Genomic DNA, 18860 nt, shown 5'->3' with positions numbered 1-18860 from the left:
TAAAATCGGTCGCTTTTTCAATAATCGCGACCAGGAAGGAAAACCGGCATAGTCCTGACTCAGCCATCATTGCCAGCTGTTGGATTCGCGTTTTCTTTCGTTCATCGCTGCCATAAAAAACAGATTCCCGCTCCTTCAGTACTCCAATGGTACAAATATCCATCTGCACTACCGGACGTAAGTCCAACGGTGGAACAAGAACATTTCCTTGGGTCTGGGTCATCATTAAATCCATTTTTGGAAAGTTACTGAAATTGGTCTGTCAACAGCAGGGAATACTGAATACCGCGTGGTAATTCGATAACAACGGGTTTCCCGTATGTCAGCTCCACGGTTCTTTTTGGTACATTGAAGGTCTTAATGGAATCACCGACCAGCTGGGCGTTGTTATATCGTTGGTGATCGTAATAATCAATCTGACCACTGATTTCGACTGTTCGGCTGTCGGCGTCCGGGGTTACGTTGATGTACATTTTCGCCGCAGCAAATTTCCGGTCCAGGTCATCTCTATATGCTTTGCCTGGCAACGGTTGCATTGGGTAAAGGTTTAGATGACTTATATTTTTCTGAGGGAGAAGCCGGTCAGCCTCTAGGCTGATTGTCGTCGGGCCGGATACCAGAGATTGCATCTGCGTATTAAGATATAGCTTTTTAGCTGGCTGAGAGCCGCACCCCATCATCAGCATACACGTTGCCGCAACCCCAATAATTTTTTTCATTACGTTTTCCTTTTGAAAAGGGGAAGTAAATTTCTCCTGTACATCAATGTCTATCGGCATCGATATCAGGATGTTTAGGTGTTATGCCCGTAGGGCATGGAAGCGACAATTATTGTTGCGCATATCTCGGTGGGTCAGGGGCGCCGTAGCCCGGCGTAGCCGGCTCCTGTGTTGATAGTTTCCACCAATCTATATCTTCCCTCTGATAAACCATAACCCGCTGGCAGTTGGCTCAGGAGCTGCTTGGGGTCAGTCCAACATTACAGGAGCCTCAATGAAAAAAAGAAATTTCAGCGCAGAGTTTAAACGCGAATCCGCTCAACTGGACCTTGATCAGAACTACACGGTTGCAGATGCAGCCATAAAAAAACTGGCTTCCATATATATTAATCAGGCGTTAATTGTTAAGTATTGAACGTTACTGAGATCACAGTTTGATCCGTTTTCGCTCAATATATTGATACTGAAAGTAAAAATACCCATACATGGTTAGTGGTTTGGCAGATAAGTTATCCTTATAATATCCTCCACCTTTTCAAGTCTTAAGTTTAAGCTGGAGGATACATGGAGCTCAGCCGGAGGCAGTTCTTTCGAATCTGCGCGGGCGGTATGGCAGGCACAACTGTTGCATCTCTCGGATTCTTATCATCTTTTTCCGTTCACGCGGAAACCCGTCAATACAAACTCTTAAAAGCAAAAGAGACGCGTAATAACTGTACGTACTGCTCAGTAGGCTGCGGCATGCTGATGTACAGCCTTGGCGATACAGCCAAAAACGTCAAAGAAAGTATCTACCATATTGAGGGCGACCCGGATCATCCGGTGAGCCGTGGCTCGTTGTGCCCTAAAGGCGCTGGCGTGCTGGATTATATTCATAGTGAAACCCGTCTGCAGTATCCCGAATATCGCGCGCCGGGTTCGGATAAATGGCAACGTATTAGCTGGGACGATGCGATTAACCGTATTGCCCGACTCATGAAAGATGACCGCGATGCCAACTTTATTGAGAAAAATGCCCTGGGCGTTACCGTCAACCGCTGGTCCACTACGGGCATGCTATGTTCTTCAGCGGCAAGCAATGAAACCGGGATCCTCGACGGTAAATTTACTCGGGGATTAGGGATGGTCGCTATCGACTGTCAGGCACGATTATGTCATGGCCCCACCGTTGCGGCTCTTGCACCAACGTTTGGGCGTGGCGCAATGACCAACAACTGGGTCGATATTAAAAATGCCAACGTAGTGCTTATTATGGGCGGCAATGCCGCTGAGGCGCACCCGGTAGGCTTTAAATGGGTGGTCGAAGCGCAAACTAAAAACGACGCCACCGTGGTGGTGGTCGACCCGCGCTTTAACCGTAGCGCTGCCGTCGCTGATTTGTACGCACCAATTCGTGCTGGTTCCGACACCGCATTCCTGCTCGGTGTGATCCGCTATCTGCTGAAAAACGACCGAGTACAACACGACTATGTGCGCCATTACACCAACGCCAGCCTGATTATCCGTGATGACTATCAGTTCAATGACGGTCTGTTTAGCGGCTACGACGACAAGAAACGCCAGTACGATAAATCGAGCTGGTTCTATCAGCTTGACGAACAGGGTAATGCCCTGCGTGATGAAACATTGGCTCACCCACGCTGCGTGTGGCATTTGCTCAAAAACCACGTCGAGCGCTATACCCCGGAAATGGTTAACCGGTTATGTGGGACATCCGTGGCGGACTTCAATCGTATCTGCGACATTCTCGCCAGCACCAGCGTGCCTGACCGCACCGCCACTATCCTGTATGCGCTGGGCTGGACACACCACTCCGCCGGGGCACAGATTATTCGCGCCGCCGCTATGCTCCAGTTGCTACTGGGCAATATAGGCATGGCGGGCGGCGGCGTTAACGCCCTACGTGGCCACTCCAATATTCAGGGCTATACCGATCTTGGCCTGTTGTCGACGAACCTGCCGGGCTATATGCCGCTGCCGTCGGAAAAACAGCCAGACTACCAGACCTATATTTCGCAAATCACGCCGCCTGCGCTAGGCGTGAATGAGGTCAACTACTGGCAAAATACGCCGAAGTTCTTTGTTAGCATGATGAAAAGTTTCTGGGGCAACAATGCAACGGCGGAAAATAACTGGGGCTACGACTGGCTGCCTAAATGGGATCGCCTGTATGACGTCATGACCCAGGCCGAATTGATGCTCGAAGGGAAGATTAATGGTTACATCGTTCAGGGCTTCAATCCGCTGGCGGCATTTCCTGATAAAAACAAATCATCCCGCGCGCTTTCAAAACTGAAATATATGGTGGTTATCGATCCGCTGGTCACTGAGTCGTCCAATTTTTGGCAGGATCATGGCGAGATGAACGATGTAAACCCGGCAGATATTCAGACCGAAGTTTTCCGTCTGCCCTCATCCTGCTTTGCTGAGGAAAATGGTTCAATCGCTAACTCCGGGCGTTGGTTACAGTGGCACTGGGCTGCGGCAGAACCACCTGGAGAAGCCCTACATGACGGGAAGATCCTTGGCCGTCTGTTTATGCGGCTGCGCGAGCTGTATCAGCAGGAAGGCGGCGCAAATCCGCAACCCTTGTTGAATATTGCCTGGAATTATAAAGATCCCTACGACCCGCACCCGGAAGAGATTGCGCGTGAAGCAAATGGCCAGGCACTTGAAGACCTTTATGATGACAAAGGCCAGCTTATAGCCAGAAAAGGCCAGCAGCTCAGCAGCTTTGCACAGCTGCGCGATGACGGCTCGACCAGCAGTTTCTGCTGGGTCTACTGCGGAAGCTGGACAGAACAAGGCAACCAGATGGCCAATCGCGACAACAGCGATCCGTATGGTCTGGGCTGTACACCGGGCTGGGCGTGGTCATGGCCTGCCAACCGCCGTATTCTCTACAACCGCGCTTCGGCCGATCCATCAGGAAAACCGTGGGATCCCAAACGAGCCCTGCTGCACTGGGATGGCAAAAAATGGGCCGGTATGGACGTAGCCGACTACGGCCAGGCCACACCGGGCAGCAACGTTGGTCCGTTTATCATGAACCCGGAAGGCGTAGCGCGTCTGTTCTCCATCAACAAAATGAACGACGGGCCATTCCCGGAACATTACGAACCCATTGAGTCGCCTATTGGTACCAACCCGCTGCACCCGGATGTTGTATCCAGCCCGGTTGCGCGTATCTACCATGACGATATCGCCAATATGGGTAAAGCGGATGCCTTCCCGTACGTCGCCACAACTTACTCCATTACCGAACTGTTCCGCCACTGGACCAAACATGCGCTGCTCAACGCCATCGCTCAACCCGATCAATTCATCGAAATCGGTGAGGCGCTGGCTAGCAAAAAAGGCATTGCGGCAGGTGATACGGTGAAAGTGATGTCGAAACGCGGCTTTATCAAAGCGAAGGCGGTGGTCACCAAACGTCTGCAAACGCTGACGATCGATGGTAAGCAGGTCGATACTATCGGTATCCCTTGTCACTGGGGCTTTGAAGGCGCCACACGCAAAGGGTTCCTCGCCAATACGTTAACGCCATCGGTGGGTGACGCGAACTCGCAAACACCGGAGTATAAAGCGTTTCTGGTCAACATCGAGCGAGCGTAAGGAAGGGAACTCATGGCTATGCAATCACAAGATATTATTAAACGCTCGGCGACGAACAGCATCACGCCGCCGCCCCAGGCGCGGGATTACCGTACTGAAGTGGCGAAACTGATTGATGTCACCACCTGTATTGGCTGTAAAGGCTGTCAGGTCGCCTGCTCAGAGTGGAACGATATTCGCGATGAAGTGGGCTACTGCAACGGCGTCTACGACAACCCGACCGATCTCAGCGCCAAGTCCTGGACGGTGATGCGCTTTAGCGAAACCACCCAGAACGACAAGCTGGAATGGCTGATCCGCAAAGACGGCTGCATGCACTGCGCCGATCCCGGCTGTCTGAAAGCCTGTCCATCCGCCGGAGCAATCATTCAGTATGCCAACGGAATTGTCGACTTTCAGTCCGAGCACTGCATTGGCTGTGGCTACTGCATTGCTGGCTGCCCGTTTAATATTCCCCGGCTCAATCCCGAAGATAACCGGGTCTACAAATGTACGCTGTGCATTGACCGGGTCAGCGTGGGCCAGGAACCCGCCTGCGTGAAAACCTGTCCGACCGGTGCCATCCAGTTTGGCACCAAAAAAGAAATGCTCAATGTAGGGGAAACTCGCGTGGCGCAGTTGAAAAAACGCGGCTATGCCAACTCGGGCATCTACAACCCGCAAGGGGTCGGCGGCACCCACGTGATGTATGTACTTCATCACGCGGATCAACCATCGCTGTACCACAATCTGCCGGATGAGCCAAAAATCGCCGCACCAGTGAACCTCTGGAAGGGGATTTTAAAACCACTCTCCGCCGCCGGATTTATCGTCACCTTTGCCGGGCTGATTTATCACTACGTGGGAGTCGGCCCAAACAAAGAGACGGATGATGATGAAGGGGAGAACGGTCATGAGTAAAAGCAAAATGATTCTGCGCACCAAATTCATCGACCGTGCCTGTCACTGGACGGTGGTAATAAGCTTCTTCCTGGTGTCGCTTTCCGGTATTGCGCTGTTCTTCCCGACGCTGCAATGGCTCACCGAAACCTTCGGTACACCGCAAATGGGACGAATTCTACATCCGTTTTTCGGAGTGATGATTTTCATCATGCTGATGTTTATGTTCGTCCGTTTTGTACACCACAACATTCCCGATAAACAGGACCTCCCCTGGATTAAAGGGATCGTTGAGGTACTTAAAGGCAATGAGCATAAAGTCGCTGATGTGGGGAAATACAACGCAGGGCAGAAAATGATGTTCTGGAGCATCATGAGCCTGATTCTGGTATTACTGGTTACCGGCGTTATTATCTGGAGACCCTACTTTGCCCATTATTTCTCAATTAACATAGTTCGCTGGAGTTTGTTAATCCACGCGACAGCAGCCATTGTGCTGATCCACGCCATTCTGATCCATATGTACATGGCGTTTTGGGTAAAAGGGTCAATTAAAGGCATGATCGAAGGGAAAGTGAGTCGACGCTGGGCGAAAAAACACCATCCTCGCTGGTATCGGGAAACAGAGGCCACTGAAAAGGAAACTCATAGTTCCAAGTCAAGATAACCATTGTGTGGCCGTTGTTATTGCTTTCAACGGTCACATCACATTGTTCCATATGTTTCAGACCTGAAATGAAGATGGGAAATCGGCTCACACCCAGTGTTATGTAGTGACAGGCGATCTCAGAATCTCATCATAAACAGTTCCCTGATTGAACGAGCAGTCCTCTGTACGCCGACAGCGTTTTCAAAAACAGTCCTCATACGGATGTGCTCTTTACGAGCCTCATCAGTTACTTGCTATATTTTCAGAGCGATCCCTCTCAGATGTCTGGTCATTATCATTAAATTCCGCGGGAACCGACGCTGCATTACTCATCAGCGATCAGAATGGGCGGGTTTAGTGTCGAAGGAAAAACGGGAAGCAGCTATGAGTTCCATTAAATGAGAAGGTGCTCGCCGCAGACCGGTGACCGGGCTTTAGCCCGCGAACCGGCGAGGAAGCACAATAACACTGAAGCCTGTATGGGCAAGTACGCACTGATATTATGGTCAGAGGAAAGGTCCTAATTACTTTGCCTGTCAGCAGGTTATCCACATATACACACATTCGATCCAATAATAAGATCCTTAAAGTGATCCCTGTAAGATCCAAAGAAGATCCCGACACCTCTGGAGGCCGTGCCAGCTCTGAGCCTGACGCATGATCACATAAGCTGTAGTTGGTAAATCATAAGCTGTAACTGGCATGCAATAAGCTGTATTATGCAGAGGATATGCTGTAATGAGCCAGTGATATAAACTACAGTGAGTATGTCCCCTGAAAGTTCATCAGGGTTGTGTATAAACTGAAGCCAGTTGTCTGGCGCCTTACAGGCCATCACATGAAAAGTGTGGCTGCTTTTATTCTAAAACTATCCACCGATCGGAGGCTCTCTGGACAAGGACAATCTGGACATAAAAAAGCTGTTTGAAGAGGTGGATAAATCCTCCGGTGAAGTTGTAAATCTTACTCCTAATGCCAGTAACACAGTGCAGCCTGTGGCACTGATGCGGCTTGGGGTGTTTGTTCCTACGCTCAAATCACTGAAAAACAGCAAAAAAAATACGCTTTCCCGGACTGATGCGACGGAAGAACTGACGCGTCTGTCTCTCGCCAGAGCCGAAGGGTTTGATAAGGTAGAGATCACCGGCCCCCGCCTGGATATGGATAATGACTTCAAGACCTGGGTAGGGGTGATCCATTCCTTTGCCCGGCATAAGGTTATCGGCGATAAAGTTGAGCTGCCATTTGTCGAGTTCGCAAAACTATGCGGGATCCCCTCCAGTCAGTCATCACGTAAACTCCGGGAACGTATCAGCCCCTCACTCAAACGTATTGCGGGTACGGTGATCTCGTTTTCCCGCACAACTGAAAAGCACACCAAAGAGTACATCACGCATCTGGTACAGTCCGCTTACTATGATACGGAGAAGGATATCGTCCAGCTGCAGGCCGATCCACGCCTGTTTGAGCTCTACCAGTTTGACCGGAAAGTGCTGCTGCAGCTCAAGGCCATCAATGCCCTGAAGCGCCGGGAATCCGCTCAGGCCCTTTATACCTTTATAGAAAGTCTGCCACGGGATCCGGCGCCTATATCACTGGCGCGTCTGCGGGCCCGTCTGAACCTGAAATCCCCGGTGTTTTCGCAGAACCAGACGGTGAGGCGAGCCATGGAGCAGCTCCGGGAGATTGGCTATCTGGATTACACTGAGATCCAGCGGGGACGCACTAAACTCTTCTGCATTCACTACCGCCGGCCCAAGTTAAAGCCACCTCATGATGAGAGTGCGGAGAACCCGCAGCTGTTAGCCACAACGGGTGATGTCAGCCCGGAAATGGCTGAAAAACTGAAACTTCTCGAGAAACTGGGCATCACCCTTGATGACCTGGAAAAACTCTTCAAATCCCGCTGAACATAAGCTGTAGTGAGTAATGCATCTGTGTTTACTTACTACAGCTTATATAAGTAGTGATGAGAGCAGCCCATACCGGAAAAACATCCTTCCTGATCCACAACCCCTTCAGAATGGTATTCCTGTTACTGCCAGAGCCCTGCGAACCGGTCGTGCCCCCCATAAAGCCTAATCTGCTCACTATAGCTTATTTTGCTTGCTACAGTTTATTTAACTCACTACAGCTTATCTTATGGAGGATTTACTCACCACAGTTTATATCAACTGTGGTGAGTGACGTTGTCACCTCAGGGGAGGGAGTGTCCGGAGGATCTGCGCAGCATCATGCCCATCACCGGTGAACGGCACGGCCAGTGTGGCGGCCATATCCAGCGCAAACACCCGCGTATAGACCTCCATTGAACGTGGATCTTTGTGACCGGCCAGCGCCTGGATGACTTTCTTCGGCTGACGGTGATAGAGCATATGCATGATATAGCTGTGCCGGAACGTATGCGGGGTCACCGGAATTGAAAAATATACCCCGTCACCTTCTGCCCGTTTTACTGCCTGTTTCAGCCAGTTACGCATAGTCTCGTCGGTCACCGCCCATAAAGGTTCGCGCCGGCGGGGGCGAGTGGTAATCATCCAGCTCTCCATCTGCCTGACATAGCTTATATCTGTCAGTGGGACCAGACGGACCTCATCTTTCGGTGGACGCCCGCGTCGTGCACGTACCTTCTCAGAGAGTACCCGCACAAACGGCCTTAAGCCCTCGAGATCGAACGACTCCGGGGTCAGCGTTCTGGCTTCTCCGATACGGATACCGGTGTTCCACATCGTGGCGAACAGCATGTGATGTCGCTGGTCAGGCATATACCAGAGGAGGGCACTCACTTCCGGTGCCAGAAGATAGGCCGGGGTGGCGCCGGTGGAGGTGGCCATGCGTCGTAATGCCACTGCGGTCGCAAAATCAACGCCCGGGGCGATCGGCAATAACGAAACGCGTTCTGGTGAATTCTGCAGGGGAATGATGTTGTTCATCGGCTATTTTTCACGTAGCGCACGCACTGGTTATGAATACAGTTATTCTGGCCTGAAAGGCCCGATCCTGCCATCACAATAAATCGCATCGCGCGGATCCATTTGTTGTCTTATCCCTCATTATTGCGGGTAAAACCAAATACGTAAAGGATCTATTTTCTTCTCCGATCCGCCATGAAGCCAGTCATGACGCGGGCTTAGCGCTGTTTTACTGTTTTTGGGAGAAATGGGGTAATGCCAGGACAGACATGATCGGACCATAATGAGAATGGAGCAGAGAAGAAGAGGATGCGCTACGTGAATTCTGACCTGGTACACCCCTGTAACCCTGTCAGTTTTCACGTAGCGCAATGTGGTAACTGACTATTGCCAGTTGATATGACGGCCGGCATTCTGATGCTGACTTAATATACGGATAATAATAATTTCAGTATCTGTCTGCAGAAAAAAAATCATATGCCGCTCAACGGGTAGTGCGAATATGTATTCCCCCAGTTCAGGACGGGGAGTACCGATATTATGATCACTCATAACCTGAAAAATGTCGGATATCTGATTAATATATTTGTCGGCCTGTTTCTCACCGGAATGGTGGTATCCGTAATACCAGATATCCTCCAGATCCTGACTGGCTTTCGGTGTGAGTTTAACGGTTTTCACCGGAAGCCCTCGTGCCTGCTTTCAATTTTTTCAGAAGCGCATCCTTTTCCCACGCCACAGGTTCGCCGCTGCTCAGACCTTCTGCCAGTAAATCCCGCAGGGCCTGGAGACGTGATTCTGCCTGTTTCTCGCGCAGGAGACGAAGTGACTCGCGGATTACTTCACTCTGTGTACGATAATCACCTGATTCTATTAGTGATTCTATGAAATCTCTGAGTTCATCGCCGAGATCCACTGTCATTGTTCTGGCCATATCAAGCCTCATGATTGTAAGTTTAAATCTTACATTCAGTTTATTCGATACTCTAAGGTGCGTCCAGTACTGAACATTTGGGAGAATTGGGGTAATGCCAGGATGAACAGGAGCGGAAAGTGAGCCAGAAGAGGGAAGGTGCTCTACGTGAATTCTGACCTGTTACAACCCTTCTGTAACCCTGTCATATTTCACGCAGCGCAATGTAGTTGCTGACTACTGACAGTTGAGATGACGGCCGGCATCCTGTATACGGATAATAATAATTTCAGTATCAGTCTGCAGTAAATAAATAAGATGCCGTACAACAGGTAAGAAAAAATATATTTTAATTTTTCGTGTATTTAGTTGATAGATATAAAATCGCATCACAACCATCTAAAAAAAAGAATCTGAGAGTTGTTTACACCTTTATCCAGAGTTATTATATTTTTTTAGCTTTAGCATGGCACATTTCTATGAAATGTGCGCTAATTCCCGAACTAATAACCAAAGATAATTGCAACTATTACAGGCTAAAAATATTTATTTTTCTTTTTCCAGATTAATTAAGTCAATAGCATCCTCCAGTGGTAGTGCTCTAGAGTAATACCATCCCTGTGCATAACTCTGAGGCCAGAATGACTTCAGATAACTTACCTGCAATTGTGTTTCAACACCTTCGAATACAATTTTATCAGCAATACTTCTAAACATTTCATGCAACCCAGGAAGAAGGTCATAACTCAATGAATCAGTACCGATCGCATCAGTTAGACATTTATCTATTTTAATTTCATCAACGTCAAGAGCGGTGATCAAATTTAAATTGGAATACCCCGTTCCAAAATCATCAATAGCAAATCTGACGCCATGTTTTTTATAAAAATCGATATACTCTTTCATTTCTTCAAAATCTCCGCCTTGGCGCTCCGTTATTTCAAGAATAATCGTCCCAAAGGGAATGTTGTATTTTGAAATTAGTGAAGTAAGTGTTTCCTTAAATTTAACCGAATCAAGATCACTCGCGTTAATATTTATACTTAGAAATAATTTGTTTTGTTTGGCAATGTGAATAAAATCATTTATTGCATGTGTAACTACGTATAATGTAACTTCTCCCTGTAACCCCTCTTTTTCTGAAAGAGGTATAAACACATCAGGACCAATATTTCCAAGTCTTTCATCCTTCCACCTAAGTAAAGATTCGAATCCGCAGATGGTATCGTTATTAATCTTGTAAATAGGTTGGTAGGCCACTGATAATCTTCTATCTTTTAGCGCTTTTGTAAATCTTACCGAAAGGGAGTCATTAATTTCACGTTTATCCATAATGATGATATAGATCATCAAGCCTGATATTAGGGATACTATTACTAATAATACAGTTATACTCCAGTGTTCAAATAATACATTCAAAAAGTATCCTCCCCCGGCAATGCAGAGATCATAATGGTGACTGCACGCTTCGGACTGAATAAATCTCATAGGGAGGTTGGCATGTTTATCCAGAAGCGCAGAGTCAGGTCCAATTTTAAAGAAGTGTTCATTATGTTTTCTATTTCCCACTACTGCACTGAAATTTTTTGTATGCAGATCAGTTTCAAATCGCTTAAATGAAAATGGTGAGACAATAACTGCTATTTCTTTGGAGATATATGCATCGGCAGAAATACCATTTTTTAATGCAACACCAAACAACCATATGCCTTCCTTTGATTGGATTTTTTTCTCAAAATGATCAAGAGATAATGGGAGGCGCATAACCCCCCAAATAGCGCTACAGGTTAACCCGATTTTCGACGTGTAGCCTACATCTTTAATCAGAGAATAAGGCCAAACAACAACTCTGAGATGCTGAAGATTCTCATAGGAACAGGGCCAACTGCTCACATCCGAGCTTGATCTTGCTGCCGCGTTAACAGTATCAACCTGAAGCATGAGAGACTCAGCACGGTTAAGAACATCAGAAGTATAATCCTTAATTCTGTCCCGAAAAATCAGGTATGCGATCCCTTCTAAGGATATGAAGAGAAACAAACCAGATAAAAGTAAAGAAAATATCAAAATCACAGGGTTATATTTCTTTTTTCCAAAATAAATCCACTTTTTTATCTTAAGCATAATCATCCAGCGCCTCCTGAAAACAGTGTACCGCAGAAACCAGCTATTGTTTCCGGCCAGTTTCATTTACCAGCCCACCGACTCTAATGTTAGAGTATCGGCATTTCTTTATATTACTTTACTCTATAGTTATCATATGTGTAACTATTTAACAGGAATCATTTTGAATAATTAATTTATTCCTGATTAAATAATTTATAAAAATATCATTGGCTGCGAATATCGTTAATTTATCAGTATGAAGAACATCATTTAAATTGTAACAAAACTCTTTGCTTTATAAATTGTAAATATGTAGGAAATTTGATAATATTAAATATGTTTACGTAGAAAAAAGTGTATTTATTAAAGAAATGAAAGTTGATTTGAATTTTCAATAATAGTGAATCGCCATGGGTTTAACAGACACCTCAGAGTCATTTAAGATGGCTTAAAGAGAGGTGCCCATGAGCGGTAAGCGTTATCCCGAAGAGTTTAAAACTGAAGCAGTCAAACAGGTTGTTGATCGCGGTTATTCTGTTGCCAGCGTTGCAACACGTCTCGATATCACCACCCACAGCCTTTACGCCTGAATAAAGAAGTACGGTCCGGATCCTTCCACTAATAAAGAACAGTCAGATGCTCAGGCCGAGATCCGCCGTCTCCAGAAAGAGCTGAAACGGGTTACCGACGAACGGGACATATTAAAAAAAGCCGCTGTAGATTCAATTGGTCAACGCAACAGTCATGTGAAAACATGTAGTTGCGGAGGATTGTTGAATGAGACGAACATTTACAGCAAAGGAAAAAACATCTGTTTTTGAACTGTGGAAGAACGGAAAAGGCTTCAGTGAGATAGCTAATATCCTGGGTTCGAAACCAGGGACCATCTTCACGATGTTAAGAGATACTGGCGGCATAAAACCCAATGAGCGCAAGCGAGCTGTTGCTCACCTGACGCTGTCTGAGCGCGAGGAAATACGAGCCGGTTTGTCAGCTAAAATGAGCATTCGAGCCATCGCTACAATGCTGAATCGTAGCCCTTCAACAATCTCACGTGAAGTTCAGCGTAATCGTGGTAGGCGCTATTACAAAGCCGTTGATGCGAATAACCGGGCCAACAGGATGGCTAAAAGACCAAAACCGTGCTTACTGGATCAGAATATGCCGTTGCGAGAGCTTGTTCTGGAAAAGCTTGAGATGAAGTGGTCCCCAGAGCAAATATCAGGATGGTTAAGGCGAACGAAGCCGCGTCAAAAAACACTACGAATATCACCTGAGACAATTTATAAGACGCTTTACTTTCGTAGTCGTGAAGCGCTACACCACCTGAACGTACAGCACCTGCGCCGATCGCACAGCCTCCGTCATGGCAGGCGCCATACTCGCAAAGGTGAAAGAGGCACTATCAACATAGTGAACGGAACGCCAATCCACGAACGTTCCCGGCATATCGATAACAGACGCTCTCTGGGACACTGGGAAGGCGATTTAGTCTCGGGTACAAAAAACTCCCATATAGCCACACTTGTAGACCGAAAATCACGTTATACGATCATCCTGAGACTCAGGGGCAAAGACGCTTTATCAGTGAATCAGGCTCTTACAGATAAATTCCTGAGCTTACCACCTGAACTCCGGCGATCACTGACATGGGACAGAGGAATGGAGCTGGCCAGACATCTGGAATTTACTGGCAGCACAGGAGTTAAAGTTTACTTCTGCGATCCTCAGAGCCCCTGGCAGCGGGGAACAAACGAAAACACTAATGGGCTAATCCGACAGTACTTTCCCAAAAAGACATGCCTTGCCCAATATACTCAATATGAGCTGGATCAGGTTGCAGCTCAGCTAAACAACAGACCGAGAAAGACACTGAAGTTCAAAACACCTAAAGAGATAATTGAAAGGGGTGTTGCGTTGACAGATTGAATCTACAGCGGCGTACTTCGCAAAGCTGTCCGACTGAGGTACGCCTTTATCCGTGACAACTCCTGTTGCTGGCCTGTTCGCCTGCTCTGTCGGGTGCTGGATGTTCATCCCAGTGGTTTTTACGCCTGGCTTCAGCAGCCGCATTCACAACGCCATCAGGCAGACCTGAGACTGACAGGACAGATTAAACAGTTCTGGCTGGAATCGGGATGCGTCTATGGTTATCGCAAAATCCATCTGGATCTGCGGGACAGCGGGCAACAGTGCGGAGTGAACCGGGTCTGGCGACTGATGAAACGTGTCGGGATAAAGGCTCAGGTCGGATACCGGAGCCCGCGGGCACGTAAAGGCGAGGCCAGTATCGTGTCGCCCAACAGGCTCCAGCGACAGTTCAATCCGGATGCTCCGGATGAGCGTTGGGTAACGGACATAACCTACATCAGGACCCACGAAGGCTGGCTGTATCTTGCCGTTGTTGTTGATCTGTTCTCACGCAAAATTATCGGCTGGTCCATGCAATCCCGGATGACAAAGGACATTGTCCTGAACGCACTGCTGATGGCTGTATGGCGGCGTAATCCCCAAAAACAGGTGCTGGTTCATTCGGATCAGGGCAGTCAGTACACAAGCCATGAGTGGCAGTCGTTCCTGAAATCACACGGCCTGGAGGGCAGCATGAGCCGTCGCGGTAACTGCCATGATAATGCGGTTGCAGAAAGCTTTTTCCAGTTGTTGAAACGCGAACGGATAAAGAAAAAGATCTACGGAACGCGGGAAGAAGCCCGCAGCGATATTTTTGATTACATCGAAATGTTTTATAACAGTAAGCGTCGGCATGGTTCTAGCGATCAGATGTCACCGACAGAATATGAAAACCAGTATTATCAACGGCTCGGAAGTGTCTAGATTTTCCGTGGCGATTCAATTCCTTAACAAAAATGAGGCATATTTACCCCCTTATTTGTCGTTTTGTTCATGATAATAGACGCTATCCTACTGGAACCCTGACGTACACAGAACCAGGATACTATTATTCGACCATTTTTCCCCCGTGAGGAATGGTCTTTTTTTCATTAACTTGCCATTACCCCGATGAATTTGAAGCCCAGAATACCGGTGCATTAAGTCCTAAAAATAACGATTACCTACACATACCTCACATTTGTTACATTGCACAACAATCAAGCAACGTGGCTATCTGAACCATAAGCTGGTATGATATTTGCCTACTGATGAATACATAACATCAGACAGTTTGTTGAAGCGGTCCGGGGGATGTCGCCGGACCGCTTTTTTTATTTGAAGGTATTATTAACCGAATTACGAAGAATGATATATTCAGAGAGTTGTAGCTGTCTCTTTATAAATTATTTGGCTATCGTTCACTTCGCTGCCTGACACATTCGATAAGATTTAGTAAGGGCGGCTTTCGTGCTGCCAGTGCAAGCAAATACTTCGCTTCGTTGGGCTGGTCTTGGGTCTTCCCGAAGCGGGAAATGATCCTCATCCATTCAATTCCAAGCGCCAGAGGCCGGATCGCATATTGATGCGATCGCCATTTTCCTCGCCGGCCCTGGTAATAAAGCCTGGCCCAGTATGTTAAGTTAACTGTCTTCGCAGCCATACCACGAATGTCAGTTGGACGAACTTCGCATACTGCCAACGCCTGCGTACACAGGATTTTTGACCGCTTCGCTCAGTTACTGGCGCGATACCAGCGTAGTTTTGAATTTCTTCGGCGCTCTTGAAGCGGTCGCGGTTTTCACCTAGTACAGCAAGCGCGCGCAACCCCACGCTTGTCGCAGTTTCCGTAGCGATGTAGCTACATTGATGAATTTTAAGTCATTCAGTTAATGTTCTTACTTGTAGAGGTTCACTCACTTTACATACTTCCACACACTTGGCGGCACTTTGTCATACAGCTTTCCCATTGTCAGTTCTGCCAGTCGATGGTCTGCGGCGGCATAAAAAACTTCCAGCTCGTCATCGGATAAAGCATATTTATTTTTTTCAATTACTTTTTCAAGTGTATCCTTGGAAGTACAGCGTCGGAGAAGTAAGAGCCATTCTTGCCTGGTCATGTCAGTTCCCCTTATGATTATCAATATATCAGCTTATCTTATAGTTGTTTCGTAGCACCTGTCTATCCCCACTATTATCGCCGATAAAAGCAGTAACATAACCGTTAAATTATTCTTTTATGCTGTAAATCTCAAAATGTTTAAAAGATATCTGCAACGATGCAAAAGTTGACATTCTCAACATCCTAAAAACGTAGATTCCTCCTGCTTTCAGCCTGTTACATGATGCATTTCGGCGGGGCATGCTTCATGCGGTATATTTACAGTATCACCCCACCACAAGAAAACATCGCGTCACCCGCCGCTAAAAAAACATATCGCCATTTACATCGACGTTCGCTGTATAAACATACTGATGCCTGATAAGCAATCAACCTAGCGACTAGTAATGTCATTAATTACTACATCATTACCATCTGAACCGCCACCAATAGTAACTTCGTATGTATGTCCAGCTTCAGGTGTCACTGAACCACCCCATGAACGATCGAAGCTATTGTACATTCCTTTTTCTGTAAATACCCACTTAATAGCATAGGTCTCACCAGACTTAACTTTATATTCCATATAGCTTTTGTCAGCAAATTTTGAGGAAACAGGAGCACTGCCTTCTACCTTTTTTCCGTAGCTAGACTTAATACCCATGATTGAGAATCGAGCATTAACACTGTATTCCTTATCCGGCTCGCCTGACGATTTTACAATGTAAGGTACAGGTTGAAGCATTTGACCAGATGCCTGTCGAAGGCTCGTATAAACGGGACTGTTGTCAAACCGTAAATAGGCTACATCTGTACCATTGTAATCAGGTAAAACCGGTTGAAAAGACGCTGCGCATCCCACCAAAAGAAAAGCAGGCATAACAGTTGTAAATGTTGCGGAGATCGATGTTACTTTCATATGATGTGTCCATAATTTCAAAAGGTCGATATTATACTTTTATTCATCATAAGTCCCTCCATTTATTAGGTAGATGAGGCATTGTATTGATTAATACATTAACGTAAGAACATATTTTATTCAGAAAAATTTATCGCGTGTAGCGATGCAATAGCAGTTCCATTCTCATCGAAAGCCCTGCTGCAGCTACGCTGATTTTTCAGGGGGACCGTATCATGGCGACCTAGCTAAGCATACCTTTCAGATCTGAGCCCATATGAGTGACGGAAACATTACAATCCCCCCTAAAATTGGCACATTGAATAGTAATTCGCAGGGTCTGGTGGTTTTTTGTTTTATTTAATATTTAAAAGTCTGAATCAACCATCTAAAATGGTTTAATAAAAATAGGAAAAAAGACAACATGTTAAAGATATAATATCTACAACTATCGACTATAATATAGTTGCAAACTAAATATCTTGAATATAACTAGAACAACAGGATTAATTATGAAAGCCAGGTGCCCCTGGTCTGTAGCCGTCGTTTTCGTACGTTCAATGTCGTTGATGACTTTTGTCGATTTAAATCAGTATGAACCAGACATCTTTGCGTGTGGTCCGTGAAGAGGTAATCCTTGTAGATACCTCTAATTACTCGGCAAATTATTCCGGAGAAATTGAAGAGATAGAACAGGGGATATCTGAAGGACGCTGGATTGAAAAACTCATATCTCGTCCTGTGATTAAATCCCTGAATACAATGCACTATGCAACTCTTGTCAAAGGCCGCTCAGCAACTGCAGGCGATCGAATTGCTTTTCCAGTTTCAGGTGACGATGAAGCTGCAAAAAAAGTGGTTATGAATCTGATAAACGATATCGGCTTTGACGCTGTGGATGCTGGCAACCTTGACGGTGCCTGGAGGCATCAATTAGGGACGCCTGCATTTTGTACAAACCTGACTGCTTCTGAAATGCAGGAGGCGCTTTTCAGTGCCAGCAAGGAACGACTCTGTTTCAGAGCAGCTTATTGCAGAAGCAACTGAAAAAATGGCTACGAACCTGGAAGCGATGAACTAGCGGGATTGTTACGCTCAATTCGCTGAACAACTGATTATGATTTACTTTAGAAGCTCCTGCGGGAGCTTTTTTATTAGTAGTGATATTCAGCAGCAAGATCGTAAGAGGTCCGCTTTTCGCTCAAAGCGGCCTGTCAAAATGGTTAAGCGCTACCACAGCTCAGCGGTACAAAAAAGCGCCTAACGTACAATAATTCCCGTTTCCCAAACGGAGCCCTAAATTGACGCTACACAGATGGCAATGCTGGGATACCCTTTTGCAAGGCCGAGTCGCTCACCTTCAATGGCAACACTGCTGGCGATATCAAATCGTAAGTGTTTTGCTGGCGTACTGAATATACCAAGTGAGTTAGAAAACTAAGTATTTTCAGACTTTTAGTGATAGATAATTCAGCCCCCTCCTCCATATTGAACCACGGATCAACAAGATGGTCGATCATAGTTGGGAGTAACTCCCGTGGTTCCAGTATATTTTCTCATCCCAGAAAATTAACGATCTGATCGTAGCCATTCTGAAAAACAGATGACAATTCTTCAGCATTCATTATGTTTTTAAAATCGGTCGCTTTTTCAATAATCGCGACCAGGAAGGAAAACCGGCATAGTCCTGACTCAGCCATCATTGCCAGCTGTTGGATTCGCGTTTTCTTTCGTTCATCGCTGCCATAAAAAACAGATTCCCGCTCCTTCAGTACTCCAATGGTACAAATATCCATCTGCACTACCGGACGTAAGTCCAACGGTGGAACAAGAACATTTCCTTGGGTCTGGGTCATCATTAAATCCATTTTTGGAAAGTTACTGAAATTGGTCTGTCAACAGCAGGGAATACTGAATACCGCGTGGTAATTCGATAACAACGGGTTTCCCGTATGTCAGCTCCACGGTTCTTTTTGGTACATTGAAGGTCTTAATGGAATCACCGACCAGCTGGGCGTTGTTATATCGTTGGTGATCGTAATAATCAATCTGACCACTGATTTCGACTGTTCGGCTGTCGGCGTCCGGGGTTACGTTGATGTACATTTTCGCCGCAGCAAATTTCCGGTCCAGGTCATCTCTATATGCTTTGCCTGGCAACGGTTGCATTGGGTAAAG

At 46.6% G+C, this 18860-nt stretch carries 18 protein-coding genes and 4 pseudogenes; 9 read left to right on the top strand and 13 right to left on the bottom strand.

Annotated features, from left to right (window positions below):
• Together OGY72_RS11980 and OGY72_RS11975 are read right to left on the bottom strand one after the other, a co-directional pair.
• Nucleotides 1–223: hypothetical protein (locus tag OGY72_RS11980; RefSeq protein WP_286547793.1), on the bottom strand; the 223-nt coding region annotated here is incomplete at its 3' end.
• Between the two features lie 22 nt (nt 224–245).
• On the bottom strand, nt 246–719 hold the full coding sequence (locus tag OGY72_RS11975; protein WP_286547792.1) for a putative periplasmic lipoprotein: 474 nt from the start codon (nt 717–719) through the stop codon (nt 246–248).
• A 274-nt stretch (nt 720–993) separates the two neighbouring features.
• Here OGY72_RS11975 and OGY72_RS24935 point away from each other — a divergent pair, with 274 nt between their 5' ends.
• The 4 genes from OGY72_RS24935 (at nt 994) to fdnI (ending at nt 5880) form a co-directional block, all read left to right on the top strand.
• Complete coding sequence (locus OGY72_RS24935; RefSeq protein ID WP_159137354.1) at nt 994–1134, top strand: hypothetical protein; 141 nt, start codon at nt 994–996, stop codon at nt 1132–1134.
• Between the two features lie 149 nt (nt 1135–1283).
• A complete protein-coding gene (fdnG, locus tag OGY72_RS11965; RefSeq protein ID WP_159137355.1) occupies nt 1284–4334 on the top strand; it encodes a formate dehydrogenase-N subunit alpha in 3051 nt (1016 codons plus the stop codon).
• A gap of 12 nt (nt 4335–4346) precedes the next feature.
• On the top strand, nt 4347–5234 hold the full coding sequence (gene fdxH, locus OGY72_RS11960) for a formate dehydrogenase subunit beta (RefSeq protein WP_286547791.1): 888 nt from the start codon (nt 4347–4349) through the stop codon (nt 5232–5234).
• A complete protein-coding gene (fdnI, locus tag OGY72_RS11955; protein WP_159137357.1) occupies nt 5227–5880 on the top strand; it encodes a formate dehydrogenase-N subunit gamma in 654 nt (217 codons plus the stop codon). Before fdxH ends, fdnI begins: the two co-directional genes overlap by 8 nt.
• Nucleotides 5881–6730: 850 nt before the next feature.
• Here fdnI and OGY72_RS24930 read toward each other — a convergent pair.
• Nucleotides 6731–7039, bottom strand: coding sequence for a hypothetical protein (locus OGY72_RS24930; RefSeq protein WP_502873599.1), 309 nt, complete (start codon nt 7037–7039; stop codon nt 6731–6733).
• Between OGY72_RS24930 and OGY72_RS11950 the strand changes: the two genes are divergently transcribed.
• Nucleotides 7023–7772 (top strand): RepB family plasmid replication initiator protein, encoded by a 750-nt coding sequence (locus OGY72_RS11950; protein ID WP_502873598.1) that lies wholly within the window; start codon nt 7023–7025, stop codon nt 7770–7772. The two genes, OGY72_RS24930 and OGY72_RS11950, sit on opposite strands and share 17 nt — an antisense overlap.
• 282 nt (nt 7773–8054) lie before the next feature.
• On the opposite strand, the gene OGY72_RS11945 is transcribed toward OGY72_RS11950, so the two are convergent.
• The 5 genes and pseudogenes from OGY72_RS11945 to OGY72_RS11925 form a co-directional block, all read right to left on the bottom strand.
• Complete coding sequence (locus OGY72_RS11945; RefSeq protein WP_159137358.1) at nt 8055–8795, bottom strand: tyrosine-type recombinase/integrase; 741 nt, start codon at nt 8793–8795, stop codon at nt 8055–8057.
• 363 nt (nt 8796–9158) lie between these two features.
• Entirely contained in the window at nt 9159–9455 is a 297-nt protein-coding gene (locus OGY72_RS11940; protein WP_159137359.1) for a type II toxin-antitoxin system RelE/ParE family toxin, read from the bottom strand.
• Complete coding sequence (locus tag OGY72_RS11935; protein ID WP_159137360.1) at nt 9442–9720, bottom strand: type II toxin-antitoxin system ParD family antitoxin; 279 nt, start codon at nt 9718–9720, stop codon at nt 9442–9444. The genes OGY72_RS11940 and OGY72_RS11935 overlap by 14 nt, the downstream gene beginning before the upstream one ends.
• Nucleotides 9721–10233: 513 nt before the next feature.
• Nucleotides 10234–11037: an EAL domain-containing protein gene (locus OGY72_RS11930; RefSeq protein ID WP_223870258.1), complete on the bottom strand. Its 804-nt coding sequence runs from the start codon at nt 11035–11037 to the stop codon at nt 10234–10236.
• Between the two features lie 90 nt (nt 11038–11127).
• Nucleotides 11128–11811 (bottom strand): annotated as a pseudogene (locus OGY72_RS11925) (CSS-motif domain-containing protein); the annotation flags it as partial.
• Nucleotides 11812–12257: 446 nt separating this feature from the next.
• Here OGY72_RS11925 and OGY72_RS11920 point away from each other — a divergent pair.
• From OGY72_RS11920 to OGY72_RS11910, 3 genes and pseudogenes are all read left to right on the top strand, one after another.
• A pseudogene (locus OGY72_RS11920) lies at nt 12258–12506 on the top strand (transposase); the annotation flags it as partial.
• A gap of 64 nt (nt 12507–12570) precedes the next feature.
• On the top strand, nt 12571–13722 hold the full coding sequence (locus OGY72_RS11915; protein ID WP_001254955.1) for an IS30-like element IS30H family transposase: 1152 nt from the start codon (nt 12571–12573) through the stop codon (nt 13720–13722).
• A 12-nt stretch (nt 13723–13734) separates the two neighbouring features.
• A pseudogene (locus tag OGY72_RS11910) lies at nt 13735–14628 on the top strand (IS3 family transposase); the annotation flags it as partial.
• A gap of 469 nt (nt 14629–15097) precedes the next feature.
• Here the strand turns inward: OGY72_RS11910 and OGY72_RS11905 are convergent.
• The 3 genes and pseudogenes from OGY72_RS11905 to OGY72_RS11895 form a co-directional block, all read right to left on the bottom strand.
• Nucleotides 15098–15516, bottom strand: a pseudogene (locus tag OGY72_RS11905) (transposase); the annotation flags it as partial.
• 83 nt (nt 15517–15599) lie between these two features.
• Nucleotides 15600–15803, bottom strand: a complete 204-nt coding sequence (hha, locus tag OGY72_RS11900) for a hemolysin expression modulator Hha (RefSeq protein WP_159137403.1) — start codon at nt 15801–15803, stop codon at nt 15600–15602.
• A 375-nt stretch (nt 15804–16178) separates the two neighbouring features.
• Nucleotides 16179–16703: a hypothetical protein gene (locus OGY72_RS11895; protein WP_159137404.1), complete on the bottom strand. Its 525-nt coding sequence runs from the start codon at nt 16701–16703 to the stop codon at nt 16179–16181.
• Nucleotides 16704–17276: 573 nt separating this feature from the next.
• Between OGY72_RS11895 and OGY72_RS11890 the strand changes: the two genes are divergently transcribed.
• A complete protein-coding gene (locus tag OGY72_RS11890) occupies nt 17277–17729 on the top strand; it encodes an NADPH-dependent F420 reductase (protein WP_159137405.1) in 453 nt (150 codons plus the stop codon).
• A gap of 509 nt (nt 17730–18238) precedes the next feature.
• Here the strand turns inward: OGY72_RS11890 and OGY72_RS11885 are convergent.
• Nucleotides 18239–18541: a hypothetical protein gene (locus OGY72_RS11885; RefSeq protein ID WP_191027948.1), complete on the bottom strand. Its 303-nt coding sequence runs from the start codon at nt 18539–18541 to the stop codon at nt 18239–18241.
• A 19-nt stretch (nt 18542–18560) separates the two neighbouring features.
• The coding region (locus tag OGY72_RS11880; protein ID WP_286547534.1) for a hypothetical protein at nt 18561–18860 on the bottom strand (300 nt) is incomplete at its 5' end.

The sequence above is a fragment of the Citrobacter sp. Cpo221 genome, assembly GCF_030332345.1.
GTDB lineage: Bacteria > Pseudomonadota > Gammaproteobacteria > Enterobacterales > Enterobacteriaceae > Citrobacter > Citrobacter portucalensis.
The sequence above is the reverse complement of the archived record's forward strand: the minus strand, read 5'-3'. Positions and strand labels throughout refer to the sequence as shown.

Bases quoted from the DNA above. Each gene is read 5' to 3' on its own strand.
- fdnG (WP_159137355.1), top strand. From the start codon at position 1,284: ATGGAGCTCAGCCGGAGGCAGTTCTTTCGAATCTGCGCGGGCGGTATG.
- OGY72_RS24935 (WP_159137354.1), top strand. From the start codon at position 994: ATGAAAAAAAGAAATTTCAGCGCAGAGTTTAAACGCGAATCCGCTCAA.
- OGY72_RS11935 (WP_159137360.1), bottom strand. From the start codon at position 9,720: ATGAGGCTTGATATGGCCAGAACAATGACAGTGGATCTCGGCGATGAA.
- OGY72_RS11885 (WP_191027948.1), bottom strand. From the start codon at position 18,541: ATGATGACCCAGACCCAAGGAAATGTTCTTGTTCCACCGTTGGACTTA.
- OGY72_RS11945 (WP_159137358.1), bottom strand. From the start codon at position 8,795: ATGAACAACATCATTCCCCTGCAGAATTCACCAGAACGCGTTTCGTTA.
- OGY72_RS11950 (WP_502873598.1), top strand. From the start codon at position 7,023: ATGGATAATGACTTCAAGACCTGGGTAGGGGTGATCCATTCCTTTGCC.
- hha (WP_159137403.1), bottom strand. From the start codon at position 15,803: ATGACCAGGCAAGAATGGCTCTTACTTCTCCGACGCTGTACTTCCAAG.
- fdnI (WP_159137357.1), top strand. From the start codon at position 5,227: ATGAGTAAAAGCAAAATGATTCTGCGCACCAAATTCATCGACCGTGCC.
- fdxH (WP_286547791.1), top strand. From the start codon at position 4,347: ATGGCTATGCAATCACAAGATATTATTAAACGCTCGGCGACGAACAGC.
- OGY72_RS11930 (WP_223870258.1), bottom strand. From the start codon at position 11,037: ATGATCTATATCATCATTATGGATAAACGTGAAATTAATGACTCCCTT.
- OGY72_RS11915 (WP_001254955.1), top strand. From the start codon at position 12,571: ATGAGACGAACATTTACAGCAAAGGAAAAAACATCTGTTTTTGAACTG.
- OGY72_RS11975 (WP_286547792.1), bottom strand. From the start codon at position 719: ATGAAAAAAATTATTGGGGTTGCGGCAACGTGTATGCTGATGATGGGG.
- OGY72_RS11895 (WP_159137404.1), bottom strand. From the start codon at position 16,703: ATGAAAGTAACATCGATCTCCGCAACATTTACAACTGTTATGCCTGCT.
- OGY72_RS11890 (WP_159137405.1), top strand. From the start codon at position 17,277: ATGAACCAGACATCTTTGCGTGTGGTCCGTGAAGAGGTAATCCTTGTA.